Here is an 18,014-nt window from a genome sequence, read left to right on the forward strand (position 1 = left end):
GTCATGGGACTCGAAGAAAAGCTGCCGAGCGGCTTCCTGCTGACCACCGTCGAGCAGGCCGCGGGCTGGGTGCGCAAGTCGTCCGTCTTCCCGGCCACGTTCGGCCTCGCCTGCTGTGCCATCGAGATGATGACCACCGGCGCCGGCCGCTACGACCTGGCGCGCTTCGGCATGGAGGTCTTCCGCGGCTCGCCGCGGCAGGCGGACCTGATGATCGTCGCGGGCCGGGTCAGCCAGAAGATGGCGCCGGTGCTGCGGCAGGTCTACGACCAGATGCCGAACCCCAAGTGGGTGATCTCCATGGGGGTCTGCGCCTCCTCCGGCGGCATGTTCAACAACTACGCCATCGTCCAGGGCGTCGACCACATCGTGCCGGTCGACATCTACCTCCCCGGCTGCCCGCCCCGGCCGGAGATGCTGATGGACGCCATCCTCAAGCTCCACCAGAAGATCCAGTCCTCCAAGCTCGGCGTGAACGCCGAGGAGGCGGCCCGCGAGGCGGAGGAGGCGGCGCTCAAGGCCCTGCCCACGATCGAGATGAAGGGGCTGCTGCGGTGAGCGACGCGAACGGCACCAACGACGCGAACCCCGAGAAGGACCTCAGCACGTCGAACCTCCCGGGCCAGCGCGGTGACGGCGGCGAGGAGATCCGCGTCCAGCGCGGCATGTTCGGCGCCAACAACGGCGGCGACACCTCCGGCTACGGCGGCCTGGTCCGCTCGGTCCGGCTCCCGGGACCGGCGACCCGCCCCTACGGAGGCTGGTTCGACGAGGTCGCCGACGAGCTCGAGGGCGCGCTGGAGGAGCAGGGCCTGGTCCCCGGGAACGCCATCGAGAGGACGGTCGTCGACCGCGACGAGCTGACCTTCCACATCGAACGCGAGCACCTCGTCCGCGTCGCCCGCACCCTGCGCGACGACCCGGCCCTGCGCTTCGAGCTGTGCACCGGCGTCAGCGGCGTGCACTACCCGAACGACAAGGGCCGCGAGCTGCACGCCGTGTACCACCTGCGCTCGATCACCCACAACCGGGTGATCCGCCTGGAGGTCAGCGCCCCCGACAGCGACCCGCACATCCCGTCGCTGTCCGAGGTCTATCCGACGAACGACTGGCACGAGCGCGAGACGTACGACTTCTTCGGAATCGTCTTCGACGGCCACCCGGCCCTGACGCGGATCATGATGCCGGACGACTGGCAGGGCTTCCCGCAGCGCAAGGACTACCCCCTCGGCGGCATCCCCGTCGAGTACAAGGGCGCCCAGATCCCGGCTCCGGACCAGCGGAGGTCGTACTCATGAGCACATCGCACGCCTCCCCTCGGGAGACCACAGAGGGCACCGTATATACGGTCACCGGCGGCGACTGGGACGAGGTCGTCCAGTCCGCGGCCCGGGCCGACGACGAGCGCATCGTCGTCAACATGGGCCCGCAGCACCCGTCCACCCACGGCGTGCTCCGCCTGATCCTGGAGATCGACGGCGAGACCGTCACCGAGGCCCGCTGCGGAATCGGTTATCTGCACACCGGCATCGAGAAGAACCTCGAGTACCGGACGTGGACGCAGGGCACCACGTTCGTGACGCGCATGGACTACCTGACGTCGTTCTTCAACGAGACGGCGTACTGCCTCGGCGTCGAGAAGCTCCTCGGCATCGAGGACCAGATCCCGGACCGGGCCACGATCATCCGCGTGCTCCTGATGGAGCTGAACCGGCTCTCCTCGCACCTGGTGTGCATCGCCACCGGCGGCATGGAGCTCGGCGCGACCACGATCATGATCTACGGATTCCGTGATCGTGAACTCATTCTCGATATCTACGAGCTGATCACCGGCCTGCGGATGAACCACGCGTACATCCGCCCCGGCGGACTCGCCCAGGACCTGCCGCCCGGCGCGGTGGACCAGATCCGCGAGTTCGTGAAGAAGATGAAGAAGAACCTCCCGGAGTACGACAAGCTCGCCACCGGGAACCCCATCTTCAAGGCCCGCATGCAGGACGTCGGCTACCTCGACCTGGCCGGCTGCATGGCCCTCGGCGCGACGGGCCCGATCCTGCGCTCCACGGGCCTGCCGCACGACCTGCGCAAGACGCAGCCGTACTGCGGCTACGAGACGTACGACTTCGAGATCCCGACCGCCGACACCTGCGACTCCTACGGCCGCTTCCTCATCCGCCTGGAGGAGATGCGGCAGTCGCTCAGGATCGTCGAGCAGTGCCTGGACCGGCTCCAGCCCGGCCCGGTCATGGTCGCCGACAAGAAGATCGCCTGGCCCGCCCAGCTGGCCCTGGGACCCGACGGCCTCGGCAACTCCCTCGACCACATCAAGAAGATCATGGGCACCTCCATGGAGGCCCTGATCCACCACTTCAAGCTGGTCACCGAGGGCTTCCGCGTGCCGCCGGGACAGGCGTACGCGGCGGTCGAGTCGCCCAAGGGCGAACTCGGGGTGCACGTCGTGTCCGACGGCGGCACCCGCCCCTACCGGGTCCACTTCCGCGACCCGTCCTTCACCAACCTGCAGGCCATGGCGGCGATGTGCGAGGGCGGCCAGGTCGCCGACGTCATCGTCGCCGTCGCGTCCATCGACCCCGTGATGGGAGGCGTCGACCGATGACCACATCGTCTTCCGAGCGGGGCGTCAGCCTGGGCATGCCCGAACTGCCCGCACCCGCCTACCCGGACGACGTCCGGGCCCGTCTGGAGACGGACGCGCGCGAGATCATCGCCCGCTACCCGGACTCCCGGTCCGCCCTCCTGCCGCTGCTGCACCTCGTGCAGGCCGAAGAAGGGCACGTGACCCGCACCGGCATGCGGTTCTGCGCGGACGTGCTCGGCCTGACCACGGCCGAGGTCACCGCGGTCGCCACCTTCTACACCATGTACCGCCGCCGGCCGAGCGGTGACTACCAGGTGGGGGTGTGCACCAACACCCTGTGCGCCGTCATGGGCGGGGACGCGATCTTCGAGGAGCTCCAGGAGCACCTCGGCGTCGGCAACGGCGAGACCACCGGCGACGGCAAGGTCACCCTGGAGCACATCGAGTGCAACGCGGCCTGCGACTTCGCGCCGGTGGTGATGGTCAACTGGGAGTTCTTCGACAACCAGACCCCGGCCAGCGCCAAGCGTCTCGTCGACGACCTGCGCGAGGGACGGCCGGTCACGCCCACCCGCGGGGCCCGGATGTGCACCTTCAAGGAGACCGCCCGGGTCCTGGCCGGCTTCCCCGACGAGCGGGACGGGGCCGTGGAGTCCGGCGGAAGCGCGGGACCCGCCTCCCTGGTCGGCCTGAAGCTCGCCAAGGGGGAGGCCTCTCCCGCGCGTGTGGTGCACCCCCGCGGTGAGGCGGCCCGGACCGGGGCACCGCACGAGCCGTCACCGACGGAGCACTTGAGCTCGCACGACGCGCCGCAGGACACGTCGGCCTCCGACCCCGCCCACCCGGCCGGGCCTGCCGCCGAGGAGGGGGAGTGATGACCTTGGCACCCGAGCTGAAAGACATGAGCCCCGAGAAGCTGCTCGCACCGGTGCTGTCGGCCTTCTGGGACGAGGACAAGTCCTGGACGCTGGACGTGTACCGACGGCACGACGGCTACGAAGGGCTGCGCAAGGCGCTCGCCATGACGCCGGACGACGTGATCGCGTACGTCAAGGACTCCGGTCTGCGCGGGCGCGGCGGCGCGGGATTCCCCACGGGCATGAAGTGGCAGTTCATTCCGCAAGGGGACGGCAAGCCGCACTATCTCGTTGTCAACGCCGACGAGTCGGAGCCGGGGACGTGCAAGGACATCCCGCTCCTCTTCGCGAACCCGCACAGCCTCATCGAGGGCATGATCATCGCGTGCTACGCCATCAGGTCGTCGCATGCCTTCATCTATCTGCGTGGTGAAGTCGTCCCGGTGCTGCGGCGGTTGCACTCGGCCGTGCGCGAGGCGTACGAGGCCGGCTTCCTCGGCGAGAACATCCAGGGCAGCGGACTGAACCTCGACATCACCGTGCACGCGGGCGCGGGCGCGTACATCTGCGGTGAGGAGACCGCACTGCTGGACTCGCTCGAAGGCCGCCGGGGGCAGCCGCGGCTTCGTCCTCCCTTCCCTGCCGTCGCGGGCCTCTATGCGTGCCCGACTGTGGTGAACAACGTCGAATCGATCGCGTCGGTTCCCGCGATCATGCAGCGGGGCAAGGAATGGTTCCGGTCGATGGGCAGTGAGAAGTCGCCCGGCTTCACGCTCTACTCCCTCTCCGGCCACGTCGCCAGCCCCGGTCAGTACGAGGCGCCGCTCGGGATCACGCTCCGCCAGCTGCTCGACATGAGCGGCGGGATGCGCCCCGGCCACCGCCTCAAGTTCTGGACGCCGGGCGGCTCCTCGACCCCGATGTTCACCGACGAGCATCTCGACGTCCCCCTTGACTACGAAGGAGTGGGCGCCGCGGGTTCCATGCTCGGCACCAAAGCTCTCCAGTGCTTCGACGAGACGACCTGCGTGGTCCGCGCCGTCACCCGCTGGACCGAGTTCTACGCCCACGAGTCCTGCGGCAAGTGCACGCCCTGCCGCGAAGGGACCTACTGGCTCGTGCAGTTGCTGCGCGACATCGAGGCCGGCAAGGGACAGATGTCCGACCTCGACAAGCTGAACGACATCGCCGACAACATCAACGGCAAGTCCTTCTGCGCCCTCGGCGACGGCGCCGCCTCGCCGATCTTCTCCTCGCTCAAGTACTTCCGCGAGGAGTACGAGCAGCACATCACGGGCCGGGGCTGTCCATTCGACCCCGCCAAGTCGACGGCTTGGGCCGACCGCACGGAGGTGACCGCATGACCGTGACCACCAACGCTCCCTCAGGCGGGGGAGAGGCGGCGGTCCCGCCGGAGGACCTCGTGTCGCTGACGATCGACGGCGCGGAGATCAGTGTGCCCAAGGGCACCCTGGTCATCCGGGCCGCCGAGCAGCTCGGCATCGAGATCCCCCGGTTCTGCGACCACCCCCTGCTCGACCCGGCCGGCGCCTGCCGCCAGTGCATCGTCGAGGTCGAGGGCCAGCGCAAGCCGATGGCGTCCTGCACCATCACCTGCACCGACGGGATGGTGGTGAAGACCCACCTCACCTCGCCGGTCGCGGAGAAGGCCCAGAAGGGTGTGATGGAGCTCCTGCTCATCAACCACCCGCTGGACTGCCCGGTCTGCGACAAGGGCGGCGAGTGCCCGCTGCAGAACCAGGCCATGTCGCACGGCGACGCCGACTCCCGTTTCGACGGCCGGAAGCGGACCTACGAGAAGCCCGTCCCGATCTCCACGCAGGTGCTGCTCGACCGCGAGCGGTGCGTGCTGTGCGCCCGCTGCACCCGGTTCTCCAACCAGGTCGCGGGCGACCCGATGATCGAGCTGATCGAGCGCGGCGCGCTCCAGCAGGTCGGCACCGGCGAGGGCGACCCGTTCGAGTCCTACTTCTCCGGCAACACCATCCAGATCTGCCCGGTCGGCGCGCTGACCTCGGCGGCGTACCGATTCCGCTCCCGCCCCTTCGACCTGGTCTCCTCCCCGTCGGTGTGCGAGCACTGCTCCGGCGGCTGCGCCACGCGCACCGACCACCGGCGCGGCAAGGTCATGCGGCGGCTCGCGGCCGACGACCCCGAGGTCAACGAGGAGTGGATCTGCGACAAGGGGCGGTTCGGGTTCCGGTACGCGCAGCAGCGGGACCGGCTCGACACGCCGCTGGTGCGCAACGCCGAGGGTGACCTGGAACCGGCCTCCTGGCCGGAGGCGCTGCAGATCGCGGCCCAGGGGCTGCTGGCCTCCCGGGGCCGCACCGGAGTCCTGACCGGCGGCCGCCTCACCGTCGAGGACGCCTACGCGTACAGCAAGTTCGCACGCGTGGCCCTCGACACCAACGACATCGACTTCCGCGCGCGCGTGCACAGCAGCGAGGAGGCCGACTTCCTCGCGGCCGAGATCGCCGGGCGCGGCCGGGACCTCGACGGCACGGGTGTCACGTACACCGCGCTGGAGAAGGCCCCCGCCGTCCTGCTGGTCGGGTTCGAGGCGGAGGAGGAGGCGCCCGGCGTCTTCCTGCGGCTGCGCAAGGCATGGCGGCGGCACGGACAGAAGGTCTACTCCCTGGCCACGCACGCCACGCGCGGCCTGGAGAAGGCCGGTGGCACGCTGCTGCCGGCCGCTCCCGGCACCGAGACCGAGTGGCTGGACGCGCTCGCGAGCGGCGCCGGCCTGGAGGACGACGGTGCGCTCGCCGCCGAGGCGCTGCGCACCGAGGGTGCGGTGATCGTGGTCGGCGAGCGGCTGGCCGCGGTGGCCGGCGGGCTCACCGCCGCCGCGCGCACGGCCTCCTCGACCGGCGCCCGGCTGGTGTGGATCCCGCGCCGGGCCGGGGAGCGCGGCGCGATCGAGGCGGGCGCGCTGCCGTCGCTGCTGCCGGGCGGTCGCCCGGCCACCGACCCACGCGCGCGCGACGAGGTCGCCGGCGTCTGGGGCGTCGCCGGTCTCCCGCACCGCTACGGCCGCGACACCGGCCAGATCGTGGAGAGCGCGGCGACCGGAGAGCTCCAGGCCCTGCTGGTGGCGGGCGTGGAGATCGCGGACCTGCCCGACCCGGCACGCGCGCGTGCGGCGCTCGACGAGGTGGGCTTCCTGGTCTCGCTGGAACTGCGGCCGAGCGAGATCAGCCGCAAGGCCGATGTCGTCCTGCCCGTCGCAGCGGTCGCCGAGAAGGCCGGCACCTTCCTCAACTGGGAAGGCCGGATCCGCTTCTTCGAGGCCGCGCTCAAGCCCGACCAGATGACCCGGCACCTGGCGCCCACCGACGCGCGCGTGCTGCAGATGCTGGCCGACGCCATGGACATCCACCTCGGACTGCCGGATCTGCGCACCGTACGCGGCGAGATCGACCGGCTCGGCGCCTGGGACGGCCCGCGGGCCGGCGAACCCCTGGAGACCGCGGCCGCGCTGCCGCGGCCGGCCATCGGGGAAGCCGTACTCGCGGGGCACCGGCTGCTGCTCGACCAAGGCGTCCTCCAGCAGGGCGACGAGGCACTCGCCGGAACCCGGCACGCCGCACGCGCGCGGGTGTCGGCCGCGACGGCCGCCGAGGCGGGCGTCAAGGACGGCGACCTGCTCGCGGTGACCGGCCCCCGGGGCGTCGTGGAGCTCCCCCTCCAGATCAGTGAGATGCCCGACCGGGTGGTCTGGCTCCCGCTGAACTCCACCGGCGGCGGCGTCGCCTCCGACACCGGGGCGCGGCCCGGCTCCCTCGTCCGCATCGGCCCGGCGACGCTCGCCGGCGAGGCCCCCAAGGAGGTGGAGGCATGAGCCCGTACCTCGCCGCTGAAGACCTCTCGATGTTCGGCACCGACCCCTGGTGGCTGGTCGCCATCAAGGCGGTGTTCTGCTTCGCCTTCCTGATGGTGACCGTGCTGGTCTCCATCGTCATGGAGCGCAAGGTCGTCGCCTGGATGCAGCTGCGCATCGGCCCCAACCGGCACGGCCCCTGGGGCATGCTCCAGTCGCTCGCCGACGGCATCAAGCTGATGCTGAAGGAGGACGTGATCGTCAAGCGCGCGGACAAGGCGGTGTACGTCCTCGCGCCGATCATCGCGGCGATCCCGGCCTTCATGGCGATCGCGGTGATCCCCTTCGGCCCGGCCGGCAACGAGATCTCGATCTTCGGCCAGCGCACCACGATGCAGCTCACCGACCTGCCGATCGCGATGCTCTACATCCTCGCGGTCGCCTCGGTCGGCATCTACGGCATCGTGCTGGCGGGCTGGAGTTCCGGCTCGACGTACCCGCTGCTGGGCGGCCTGCGCTCCTGCGCGCAGATGATCTCCTACGAGATCGCGATGGGCGCCGCCTTCGCGTCCGTCTTCCTCTACTCGGGGTCGATGTCGACGTCGACGATCGTCGAACAGCAGGCCGACCGCTGGTACATCGTGCTGCTGCCGGTCTCCTTCGTCATCTACATCGTGACGATGGTCGGCGAGACCAACCGCGCCCCGTTCGACATGCCGGAGTCCGAGGGCGACCTGGTCGGCGGCTTCAACACCGAGTACTCGTCGATCAAGTTCGCGATGTTCATGCTCGCCGAGTACGTCAACATGGTGACCGTCTCGGCCGTCGCCACCACGCTCTTCCTCGGCGGCTGGCGGGCCCCCTGGCCGATCAGCACCTTCTGGGAAGGCGCCAACCACGGCTGGTGGCCGCTGCTGTGGTTCACGGTCAAGGTCCAACTGCTGCTGTTCATGTTCATCTGGATCCGCGGCACGCTCCCGCGCGTCCGCTACGACCAGCTGATGAAGCTCGGCTGGAAGGTCCTCATCCCGGTCTCGCTGGTGTGGCTGATGCTCGTCGCCTGCGTCCGGGCCTTCAGGAACGAGGGCTACGACTTCGCCGACATCGCCCTCTACGTGGGCGGCGGCGTACTCGCCCTGCTGCTGCTCTCCTTCGTCGCCGACATGTTCCGCGAGAAGGCCAAGAAGGCCGAACAGCCGGCCGAGACCCCGGCCGCCTTCGACCCGATGGCGGGCGGATTCCCCGTACCGCCCCTGCCCGGACAGGAACTTCCGCCGGTCCCGCGCCGCCGCTCACGCCGTGAGCGGGAGCTGATTGTCAGTGGCGGGCCCGATACTCAGAGTGACGGATCTCTGGGCGGAACTACGGATGGAAAGGAGGCGTCCGATGACTGAGGAACCCAAGGACACCAATCCCGGTTTCCAGAACCCCGTGGCCGGCTTCGGCGTGACCTTCAAGGCCATGTTCAAGAAGCGGCTGACCGAGCAGTACCCGGAGCAGCAGAAGACCACGGCTCCGCGCTTCCACGGACGGCACCAGCTCAACCGCCATCCGGACGGCCTGGAGAAGTGCGTCGGCTGCGAACTGTGCGCCTGGGCCTGCCCCGCCGACGCGATCTACGTCGAGGGCGCGGACAACACCGAAGAGGAGCGCTACTCGCCGGGCGAGCGGTACGGCCGCGTCTACCAGATCAACTACGCCCGCTGCATCCTGTGCGGCCTGTGCATCGAGGCCTGCCCCACCCGCGCGCTCACGATGACCAACGAGTTCGAGCTGGCCGACTCCAGCCGGGCCAACCTCATCTACACCAAGGAGCAGCTGCTCGCCGGTCTCGAGGAGGGCATGGTCGACTCGCCCCACGCCATCTACCCCGGGACGGACGAACAGGACTACTACCGGGGCCTGGTGACGGAGGCGGCTCCCGGCACCGAGCAGCAGGTCGCCCACTCCAAGGGCGAGGTCGTGCAGGAGGCCGACTCGACCTTCGGCGGGACGGAACCCGCGTCGGAGGGGGTGACCGGCCGATGACCACCCAGCTCGCCGCCTACTCCACCTCCACCGGAGAGGCCGTCCAGTTCTGGATGCTCGGCACCGTCGCGGTGCTGGGCGCCCTGGGCACCATCCTCATGAAGAGGGCCGTGCACAGCGCGCTCAGCCTCGCCGGGACCATGATCATCCTGGCGGTGTTCTACCTCGCCAACGGCGCCTACTTCCTGGGCGTCGTCCAGATCATCGTCTACACCGGCGCGATCATGATGCTGTTCCTGTTCGTGGTGATGCTGGTCGGCGTCACCGCGGCGGACTCCCTGAAGGAGACCATCAAGGGCCAGCGCTGGCTGGCCCTGCTGTGCGGACTCGGCTTCGGCGTCCTGCTGTTCGCCGGGATCGGCCACGCGTCCCTGACGGAGTTCAGCGGCATCGGCCAGGCGAACGCCGGCGGCAATGTGGAGGGCCTGGCCGCCCTCATCTTCACCAAGTACGTCTTCGCGTTCGAGATCACCGGCGCCCTGCTCATCACGGCCGCCGTCGGCGCCATGGTGCTCACCCACCGCGAGCGCACCGAGCGGGCCAAGACCCAGCGCGAACTCTCCGAGGAGCGGGTCCGCGGAGGCAAGCAACTGCCGCCGCTGCCGGCGCCCGGTGTGTACGCCCGGCACAACGCGGTCGACATCGCGGGCCTGCTGCCCGACGGCACGCCGTCCGAGCTCACCGTCAGCAAGACCCTGCGCGAGCGCGGCCAGATCCGTGACGTGTCGCAGGAGGCGCTCAACGACCTCAAGGCCCTGGAGCGGCGGTCCGAGGAGCGGCTGGGGCGCAGGGCGGTCGGGCCGGCGAAGTTCCAGCGGCCCGAGGAGGCGTCGAAGTGAACCCCGTCAACTACCTCTACCTCGCGGCCCTGTTGTTCACGATCGGCGCCACCGGCGTGCTGATCAGGCGCAACGCGATCGTCGTGTTCATGTGCATCGAGCTCATGCTCAACGCCTGCAACCTCGCGTTCGTCGCCTTCTCCCGGATGCACGGCAACCTCGACGGCCAGATCATCGCCTTCTTCACGATGGTCGTCGCCGCCGCCGAGGTCGTGGTCGGGCTCGCGATCATCGTGTCCCTGTTCCGTGCCCGCCACTCGGCCTCGGTCGACGACGCCAGCCTGATGAAGCTGTAAGGGGTCGGAAGAATCGTGGAGAACCTCATTGCGCTGCTGGTGGCGGCGCCCCTGCTCGGAGCGGCGGTCCTGCTGTGCGGCGGACGCCGGCTGGATGCCGTCGGCCACTGGCTCGGCACCCTGCTCGCGGCCGTCTCCTTCGTGCTCGGCCTGGTGCTGTTCACCGACATGCTGGGCCGGGACGCCGAGAACCGCGAGATGAGCCAGCACCTGTTCAGCTGGATCCCGGTGGAAGGCTTCCAGGCGGACGTCGCCTTCCAGCTCGACCAGTTGTCGATGACGTTCGTGCTGCTGATCACGGGCGTCGGCTCCCTGATCCACCTGTACTCCGTCGGGTACATGGAGCACGACGAGCGGCGCCGCCGCTTCTTCGGCTATCTGAACCTGTTCCTCGCGGCGATGCTGATCCTCGTCCTCGCCGACAACTACCTGCTGCTGTACGTCGGCTGGGAGGGCGTCGGTCTCGCCTCCTACCTGCTGATCGGCTTCTGGCAGCACAAGCCCAGCGCCGCCACGGCGGCGAAGAAGGCCTTCCTGGTCAACCGCGTCGGCGACATGGGCCTGTCCATCGCGATCATGCTGATGTTCCTGTGGTTCGGCACCTTCGCCTTCGGGCCGGTGCTCGGCGGCCACGGGGAGGCCGGTCTCGCCGGTGCCGCCGGTGAGGACAAGCTGACCGCGATCGCGCTGATGCTGCTCCTCGCCGCCTGCGGCAAGTCCGCCCAGGTGCCGCTGCAGTCCTGGCTCGGGGACGCGATGGAGGGCCCGACCCCGGTCTCGGCCCTCATCCACGCGGCGACCATGGTGACGGCGGGCGTCTACCTGATCGTCCGCTCCGCGGCCGTCTTCAACGGCGCCCCGGACGCGCAGCTGGTCGTCACCATCGTCGGCGCGGTCACGCTCCTGTTCGGTGCGATCGTCGGTTGCGCGAAGGACGACATCAAGAAGGCCCTGGCCGGCTCGACCATGTCGCAGATCGGCTACATGATCCTCGCCGCGGGCCTCGGCCCCATCGGCTACGTCTTCGCGATCATGCACCTGGTGACGCACGGCTTCTTCAAGGCCGGCCTGTTCCTCGGCGCCGGCTCGGTCATGCACGGCATGAACGACGAGGTCGACATGCGCCGCTACGGCGGACTGCGCAAGTACATGCCGATCACGTTCATCACCTTCGGCCTCGGCTACCTGGCGATCATCGGCTTCCCGGGCCTGTCCGGGTTCTTCTCCAAGGACAAGATCATCGAGGCGGCGTTCGCCAAGGGCGGCACCGAGGGCTGGATCCTCGGCGCCTGCGCCCTGCTCGGCGCGGCCATCACCGCGTTCTACATGACGCGCGTGATGCTGATGACGTTCTTCGGCGAGGAGCGCTGGCGCAACGCCCCGACGCCCTCCCCGGCCGCGCCGAGCGCGGAGCCCGCCGCCGAGACGCGCGGCGAGTACACCCCGCCGCATCCGCACGAGTCGCCCAAGGTCATGACGATCCCGATGATCGTGCTGGCCGTCGGGTCGGTGGCCGGTGGTGCGTTCTTCAGCATCGGCGACCGGTTCATGCACTGGCTGGAGCCGATCACCGGGCACAGCCACGGCAACCCGCCGATCAGCGCGGGTGTGGTCACCGGTGCGACCGTCGCCTGCATGATCATCGGTGTCGCCCTCGCCTGGGCCCAGTACGGCCGCCGCCCGGTCCCGGCCGTCGCCCCGCGCGGCTCGCTGCTCACCCGGGCCGCCCGCCGAGACCTGCTCCAGGACGACTTCAACCACGTCGTCCTGGTCCGCGGTGGCGAGCACCTCACGCGGTCCCTGGTCTACGTCGACCACACCCTGGTCGACGGCGTCGTCAACGGCACGGCGGCCTCGGTCGGCGGCCTCTCCGGGCGGATGCGCAGGCTGCAGAACGGCTTCGCCCGCTCCTACGCGGTCTCGATGTTCGGGGGTGCGGCGGTCATCGTCGCCGCGACCCTGCTGATGAGGGCGGTCTGATACCGATGTCCTTTCCTCTGCTGACAGCGACAGCGGTCCTCCCGGCCGTCGGGGCGATCGCCACGGCCGCCGTACCGGCCGCGAAGCGCACCGCCGCCAAGTGGCTGGCGCTGCTCTTCTCGCTCGCCACGCTCGTCCTGGCGATCACCGTCCTGGTCCGCTTCGACCCGGACGGCGACCGCTACCAGCTCACCGAGTCCCACGCCTGGATCGCCGACTTCGGCGTCCGCTACGAACTGGGTGTGGACGGCATCGGGGTGGCGCTGGTCGCGCTGACCGCCCTGCTGATCCCGTTCATCATCCTCGCGGGCTGGCACGACGCCGACCCGCTGGAGACCGGCAGCAGCCGGTGGCGGCCGACGCAGGGCTTCTTCGCCCTGATCCTGGCCGTCGAGGCGATGGTGATCCTCTCCTTCGAGGCCACCGACGTCTTCCTCTTCTACATCTTCTTCGAAGCCATGCTGATCCCGATGTACTTCCTCATCGGCGGCTTCGGGGACCGTGCCCACGAGCACGGCGAGAAGGCGGCGGCGACGCAACGGTCGTACGCGGCCGTCAAGTTCCTCCTCTACAACCTGGTCGGCGGACTGATCATGCTGGCCGCGGTGATCGGCCTGTACGTGGTCGCCGGGAACTTCTCGCTCCAGGAGATCGCCGAGGCCCGCGCCAACGGCACGCTCGACATGGCGACCAACACCGAGCGCTGGCTGTTCCTCGGCTTCTTCTTCGCGTTCGCGGTGAAGGCACCGCTGTGGCCGCTGCACACCTGGCTGCCCAACGCCATGCAGGAGTCCACCGCACCGGTCGCCGTGCTCATCACGGCGGTCGTCGACAAGGTCGGCACCTTCGCGATGCTCCGCTTCTGCCTCCAGCTGTTCCCGGAGGCCAGCAAGTGGGCCACGCCCGCCATCCTCGTCCTCGCCCTGATCAGCATCATCTACGGGGCGCTGCTCGCGGTCGGCCAGCGCGACATCAAGCGGCTGGTGGCGTACGCGTCGATCTCCCACTTCGGCTTCATCATCATGGGCATCTTCGCGATGACCAGCCAGGGCCAGTCCGGGGCGACGCTCTACATGATCAACCACGGCATCTCGACGGCCGCGCTGATGCTGGTGGCGGGCTTCCTGATCTCCCGGCGCGGCTCGCGGCTCATCGCCGACTACGGCGGAGTGCAGAAGGTCGCCCCGGTGCTTGCGGGCACGTTCCTGATCGGCAGCCTCGCGACCCTCTCCCTGCCGGGACTGGCGCCGTTCGTCAGTGAGTTCCTGGTCCTGGTCGGCACGTTCACGCGCTATCCGGTGATCGGCATCATCGCCACGTTCGGCATCGTCCTCGCCGCGCTCTACACCCTCGTCCTCTACCAGCGGACGATGACGGGCCCGGTGAAACCGGAGGTCTCCGCGATGCCGGACCTCAGGGTGCGGGAGCTCGTGGTCGTCGCCCCGCTGGTCGTCCTGCTGATCTTCCTGGGCGTCTATCCGAAGCCCGTCACGCAGATCATCGATCCGGCGGTCAAGCAGACCATGTCCGACGTACAGAAGAAGGACCCCCAGCCCGAGGTGGAGGCGGCCAAGTGAGCGCAACAGCCGTCCACAGCCTGTGGACAACCGCGGCCGACCCGATCACCAAGATCGACGCGCCGAAGTTCGAGTACGGCCAGTTGTCGCCGACCCTGATCGTCGTCGGTGCGGCGATCATCGGGATCCTGATCGAGGCGTTCGTACCGCGAAAGTCGCGCTACTACGCCCAGATGTTCGTGTCCGTCGTCGCGCTCGCCGCCGCCTTCGCCGCGGTCGTGGCGCTCGCGGCCGACGGGTACGGCACGACCAAGGCGCGCATCGCGGCGATGGGCGCGATCGCCGTCGACGGGCCGGCCCTGTTCCTGCAGGGCACGATCCTGCTGGCGGCCCTGGTGGGCCTGTTCACCTTCGCCGAGCGGCGCCTCGACCCGGTCGTGCACGGCAACCGCGTCGACTCCTTCGCCGCGCAGGCCGCGTCCGTGCCGGGCAGCGAGAGCGAGAAGGCCGCGGTCAAGGCCGGGTTCACCACCACCGAGGTGTTCCCGCTGCTGCTGTTCGCCGTCGCCGGCATGCTGATCTTCCCGGCGGCCAACGACCTGCTGACGCTGTTCGTGGCGCTGGAGGTCCTCTCCCTGCCGCTGTACCTGCTGTGCGCGCTGGCCCGCCGCAAGCGGCTCATGTCGCAGGAGGCGGCGGTCAAGTACTTCCTGCTCGGCGCGTTCGCCTCCGCGTTCACCCTGTTCGGGATCGCACTCCTCTACGGCTACGCCGGCTCGATGTCGTACGCGACGATCGCGCAGGTCGTCGACGGCACCGTGCAGGACGTCAACCCGGCGCTCGCCGACACCATGGGCAACGACGCGCTGCTGCTGATCGGCGCCGCGCTGCTGGTCATGGGCCTGCTGTTCAAGGTGGGCGCGGTGCCGTTCCACATGTGGACGCCGGACGTGTACCAGGGTGCGCCGACGCCGGTCACCGGGTTCATGGCGGCGGCGACGAAGGTGGCGGCGTTCGGCGCGCTGCTGCGGCTGCTGTACGTCGTCCTGCCGGGCCTGCGCTGGGACTGGCGGCCGGTCATGTGGGCCGTGGCCATCGTCACCATGCTGGGCGGTGCGATCGTCGCGATCACACAGACCGACATCAAGCGGCTGCTGGCGTACTCGTCGATCGCGCACGCCGGGTTCATCCTCGCGGGTGTCATCGCGACCACGCCCGACGGTGTCTCGTCGGTGCTGTTCTACCTGGCGGCGTACTCGTTCGTGACGATCGGCGCCTTCGCGGTGGTCACCCTCGTCCGCGACGCGGGGGGCGAGGCGACGCACCTGTCCAAGTGGGCGGGGCTCGGGCGCAGGTCCCCGTTGGTGGCGGCGGTGTTCGCCGTGTTCCTGCTGGCCTTCGCGGGCATTCCGCTGACGTCCGGCTTCGCCGGGAAGTTCGCCGTGTTCAAGGCGGCGGCGGAGGGCGGGGCCGCCCCGCTCGTCGTGATCGGTGTGATCTCGTCGGCGATCGCGGCCTTCTTCTACATCCGCGTCATCGTGCTGATGTTCTTCAGCGAGCCGCGGCCGGAGGGCCCGACGGTGGCCGTGCCGTCGCCGCTGACGATGACGGCGATCGGGGTGGGTGTCGCGGTCACGCTGGTGCTCGGCGTGGCACCGCAGTACTTCCTGGATCTGGCGGGGCAGGCGGGAGTGTTCGTGCGCTGACCGCCCCGTATCGCCTGGGTGGGACCCGGTCTCCTTCGGGAGTCGGGTCCCACGGCGTTTTCCGGGCGGGCTGCCACCGGGTCAAGCCGAACGCATGTATGGGCACCGTCTCCACCGGGCGGGACCTGTGGATAACTCCGGGGCTGTCGGTGCGGGCGCCTATGGTGGACGCAGTGGTCGAGGCGCGACGCACGGGGGACGCAATGATGGGCGCGACGGGCGGGACGGGTGTGATGACGGAACTGGACGCGGTGACCGGGACCGGGGCCGGGATCGGCGCGGGCAGCGGCCCCGCCGGGCCCCTCGGCGCCGACGTGAGCGAGGCGCTGGCCGCGCTGCACCGCGTCTTCGGCTACGAGGCCTTCCGCGGGGAGCAGGAAGCCGTCATCGACCATGTCGTGGCGGGCGGCGACGCCGTCGTGCTCATGCCGACCGGCGGCGGCAAGTCGCTGTGCTACCAGATCCCGTCCCTGGTCAGGCCGGGTACAGGGGTGGTCGTCTCCCCGCTGATCGCCCTGATGCAGGACCAGGTGGACGCGCTGCGGGCGCTGGGCGTGCGGGCCGGGTTCATGAACTCCACGCAGGACTTCGACGAGCGGCGGATGGTCGAGGCCGAGTTCCTCGCCGGCGAGCTGGACCTGCTGTACCTGGCGCCAGAGCGGCTGCGGGTGGGGAGCACACTCGACCTGCTCTCCCGCGGCAAGATCTCCCTCTTCGCGATCGACGAGGCGCACTGCGTCTCCCAGTGGGGCCACGACTTCCGGCCCGACTACCTGGCGCTGTCCCTCCTCGGCGAGCGCTGGCCGGACGTGCCGCGGATCGCGCTGACGGCCACGGCCACGCACGCGACGCACCAGGAGATCACCGAGCGGCTGAACATGCCGACGGCCCGCCACTTCGTGGCGAGCTTCGACCGGCCCAACATCCAGTACCGGATCGTGCCCAAGGCCGACCCGAAGAAGCAGCTGCTGAGCTTCCTGCGCGAGGAGCACGCGGGCGACGCGGGCATCGTCTACTGCCTGTCGCGCAACTCGGTGGAGAAGACGGCCGAGTTCCTCAGCCGCAACGGCGTCGAGGCGGTGCCGTACCACGCGGGCCTGGACGCGGGCACGCGCGCCGCCCACCAGTCCCGCTTCCTGCGAGAGGACGGCCTGGTCGTGGTGGCGACCATCGCCTTCGGCATGGGCATCGACAAGCCGGACGTCCGCTTCGTCGCCCACCTCGACCTCCCCAAGTCGGTCGAGGGCTACTACCAGGAGACGGGCCGGGCCGGCCGCGACGGGCTGCCCTCGACGGCCTGGATGGCCTACGGCCTGAACGACGTCATCCAGCAGCGCAAGCTGATCCAGTCCGGCGAGGGCGACGAGGCCTTCCGGCGCCGGGCCCAGGCCCACCTGGACTCGATGCTGGCGCTGTGCGAGACGGCCCAGTGTCGCCGGGGCCAGCTCCTCGCCTACTTCGGCCAGGACCCGGACCCGTCCGGCTGCGGCAATTGCGACACCTGCCTGACCCCGCCGGAGACCTGGGACGGCACCATCGCGGCGCAGAAGGCGCTGTCGACGGTGGTCCGGCTGCAGCGGGAGCGCGGGCAGAAGTTCGGCGCGGTGCAGATCGTCGACATCCTGCTGGGGAAGCGGACCGGCAAGGTCATCCAGTTCGACCACGACCAGCTGTCCGTGTTCGGCATCGGCGAGGAGCTCACCGAGGGCGAATGGCGGGGCGTCATCCGGCAGTTGCTCGCCCAGGGGCTGCTCGCCGTGGAGGGCGAGTACGGCACGCTGGTGCTGACCGAGGCCAGTGGGGCGGTGCTGAGGCGGGAGAGGGACGTGCCGCTGCGCAAGGAGCCCAGGAAGCCGGTGACCTCCCGGTCGGGGTCCTCGTCCGCGGGCTCCGGACGGGGCGAGCGCAAGGGCAAGGCCGTGGCCGCCGAGCTTCCCGAGCAGCTGCTGCCGGCCTTCGAGGCGTTGCGCGCCTGGCGTGCCGAACAGGCCCGTGAGCAGGGCGTCCCGGCGTACGTGATCTTCCACGACGCCACGCTGCGGGAGATCGCCATGGCGTGGCCGTCGTCGGTGGGGGAGCTCGGCGGGATCAGCGGGGTCGGCGAGAAGAAGCTCGCCACGTACGGGGAGGGTGTGCTGGAGGTGCTCGCGTCGCTCGGCGGGCCGGGAAGTGCTGCTCCTGCGGGCGACGCGCCTTCGGCCCAGCCGTCCGGCCGGGCTCCGGCTCAAGCCCCCGGTCAGGACGCGGGCGAGCCGGACTACTGGCCGGAGATGGACGCGGAGCCGGAGCCCGACGACTGGATATAGCGCGGGCTCCGGCCGGGTCACGCGAATCCGGGAGCCGGACTG

At 69.9% G+C, this 18,014-nt stretch carries 14 protein-coding genes; all 14 read left to right on the top strand.

The window, feature by feature from the left end; genetic code table 11:
- The first annotated feature begins 3 nt into the window (after positions 1-3).
- The 14 genes from AB0G20_RS37540 (at position 4) to recQ (ending at position 17,972) form a co-directional block, all read left to right on the top strand.
- On the top strand, positions 4-558 hold the full coding sequence (locus tag AB0G20_RS37540) for an NADH-quinone oxidoreductase subunit B (RefSeq protein ID WP_018528252.1): 555 nt from the start codon (positions 4-6) through the stop codon (positions 556-558).
- Positions 555-1,298 carry an NADH-quinone oxidoreductase subunit C gene (locus AB0G20_RS37545; RefSeq protein WP_361310838.1) on the top strand — a complete coding sequence of 248 codons (744 nt, stop codon included), beginning with the start codon at positions 555-557 and terminating at the stop codon, positions 1,296-1,298. Before AB0G20_RS37540 ends, AB0G20_RS37545 begins: the two co-directional genes overlap by 4 nt.
- The gene (locus tag AB0G20_RS37550) at positions 1,295-2,617 is read left to right on the top strand and encodes an NADH-quinone oxidoreductase subunit D (RefSeq protein ID WP_361310840.1); all 1,323 of its coding nucleotides are present in this window, start codon (positions 1,295-1,297) and stop codon (positions 2,615-2,617) included. Before AB0G20_RS37545 ends, AB0G20_RS37550 begins: the two co-directional genes overlap by 4 nt.
- Positions 2,614-3,474, top strand: coding sequence for an NADH-quinone oxidoreductase subunit NuoE (gene nuoE / locus AB0G20_RS37555; protein WP_361310842.1), 861 nt, complete (start codon positions 2,614-2,616; stop codon positions 3,472-3,474). Before AB0G20_RS37550 ends, nuoE begins: the two co-directional genes overlap by 4 nt.
- Complete coding sequence (nuoF, locus tag AB0G20_RS37560) at positions 3,471-4,820, top strand: NADH-quinone oxidoreductase subunit NuoF (RefSeq protein WP_361310845.1); 1,350 nt, start codon at positions 3,471-3,473, stop codon at positions 4,818-4,820. The genes nuoE and nuoF overlap by 4 nt, the downstream gene beginning before the upstream one ends.
- Positions 4,817-7,321: an NADH-quinone oxidoreductase subunit G gene (locus AB0G20_RS37565; protein WP_361310847.1), complete on the top strand. Its 2,505-nt coding sequence runs from the start codon at positions 4,817-4,819 to the stop codon at positions 7,319-7,321. Before nuoF ends, AB0G20_RS37565 begins: the two co-directional genes overlap by 4 nt.
- Positions 7,318-8,694 (top strand): NADH-quinone oxidoreductase subunit NuoH, encoded by a 1,377-nt coding sequence (gene nuoH, locus AB0G20_RS37570; protein ID WP_361310850.1) that lies wholly within the window; start codon positions 7,318-7,320, stop codon positions 8,692-8,694. The genes AB0G20_RS37565 and nuoH overlap by 4 nt, the downstream gene beginning before the upstream one ends.
- Positions 8,687-9,328 (top strand): NADH-quinone oxidoreductase subunit NuoI, encoded by a 642-nt coding sequence (gene nuoI, locus AB0G20_RS37575; protein WP_361310853.1) that lies wholly within the window; start codon positions 8,687-8,689, stop codon positions 9,326-9,328. Before nuoH ends, nuoI begins: the two co-directional genes overlap by 8 nt.
- Positions 9,325-10,167: an NADH-quinone oxidoreductase subunit J gene (locus AB0G20_RS37580; RefSeq protein ID WP_361310856.1), complete on the top strand. Its 843-nt coding sequence runs from the start codon at positions 9,325-9,327 to the stop codon at positions 10,165-10,167. The genes nuoI and AB0G20_RS37580 overlap by 4 nt, the downstream gene beginning before the upstream one ends.
- Positions 10,164-10,463, top strand: coding sequence for an NADH-quinone oxidoreductase subunit NuoK (nuoK, locus tag AB0G20_RS37585; RefSeq protein WP_003992252.1), 300 nt, complete (start codon positions 10,164-10,166; stop codon positions 10,461-10,463). The genes AB0G20_RS37580 and nuoK overlap by 4 nt, the downstream gene beginning before the upstream one ends.
- A gap of 15 nt (positions 10,464-10,478) precedes the next feature.
- Positions 10,479-12,443, top strand: coding sequence for an NADH-quinone oxidoreductase subunit L (nuoL, locus tag AB0G20_RS37590; RefSeq protein ID WP_361310858.1), 1,965 nt, complete (start codon positions 10,479-10,481; stop codon positions 12,441-12,443).
- Between the two features lie 5 nt (positions 12,444-12,448).
- Positions 12,449-14,020: an NADH-quinone oxidoreductase subunit M gene (locus AB0G20_RS37595; RefSeq protein ID WP_361310861.1), complete on the top strand. Its 1,572-nt coding sequence runs from the start codon at positions 12,449-12,451 to the stop codon at positions 14,018-14,020.
- Entirely contained in the window at positions 14,017-15,666 is a 1,650-nt protein-coding gene (gene nuoN / locus AB0G20_RS37600) for an NADH-quinone oxidoreductase subunit NuoN (protein ID WP_184909204.1), read from the top strand. Before AB0G20_RS37595 ends, nuoN begins: the two co-directional genes overlap by 4 nt.
- Before the next feature lie 206 nt (positions 15,667-15,872).
- Entirely contained in the window at positions 15,873-17,972 is a 2,100-nt protein-coding gene (gene recQ, locus AB0G20_RS37605) for a DNA helicase RecQ (protein WP_361310945.1), read from the top strand.
- The last annotated feature ends 42 nt before the right edge of the window (positions 17,973-18,014 follow it).

This window comes from Streptomyces sp. NPDC024017 (genome assembly GCF_040638895.1).
Lineage (GTDB): Bacteria > Actinomycetota > Actinomycetes > Streptomycetales > Streptomycetaceae > Streptomyces.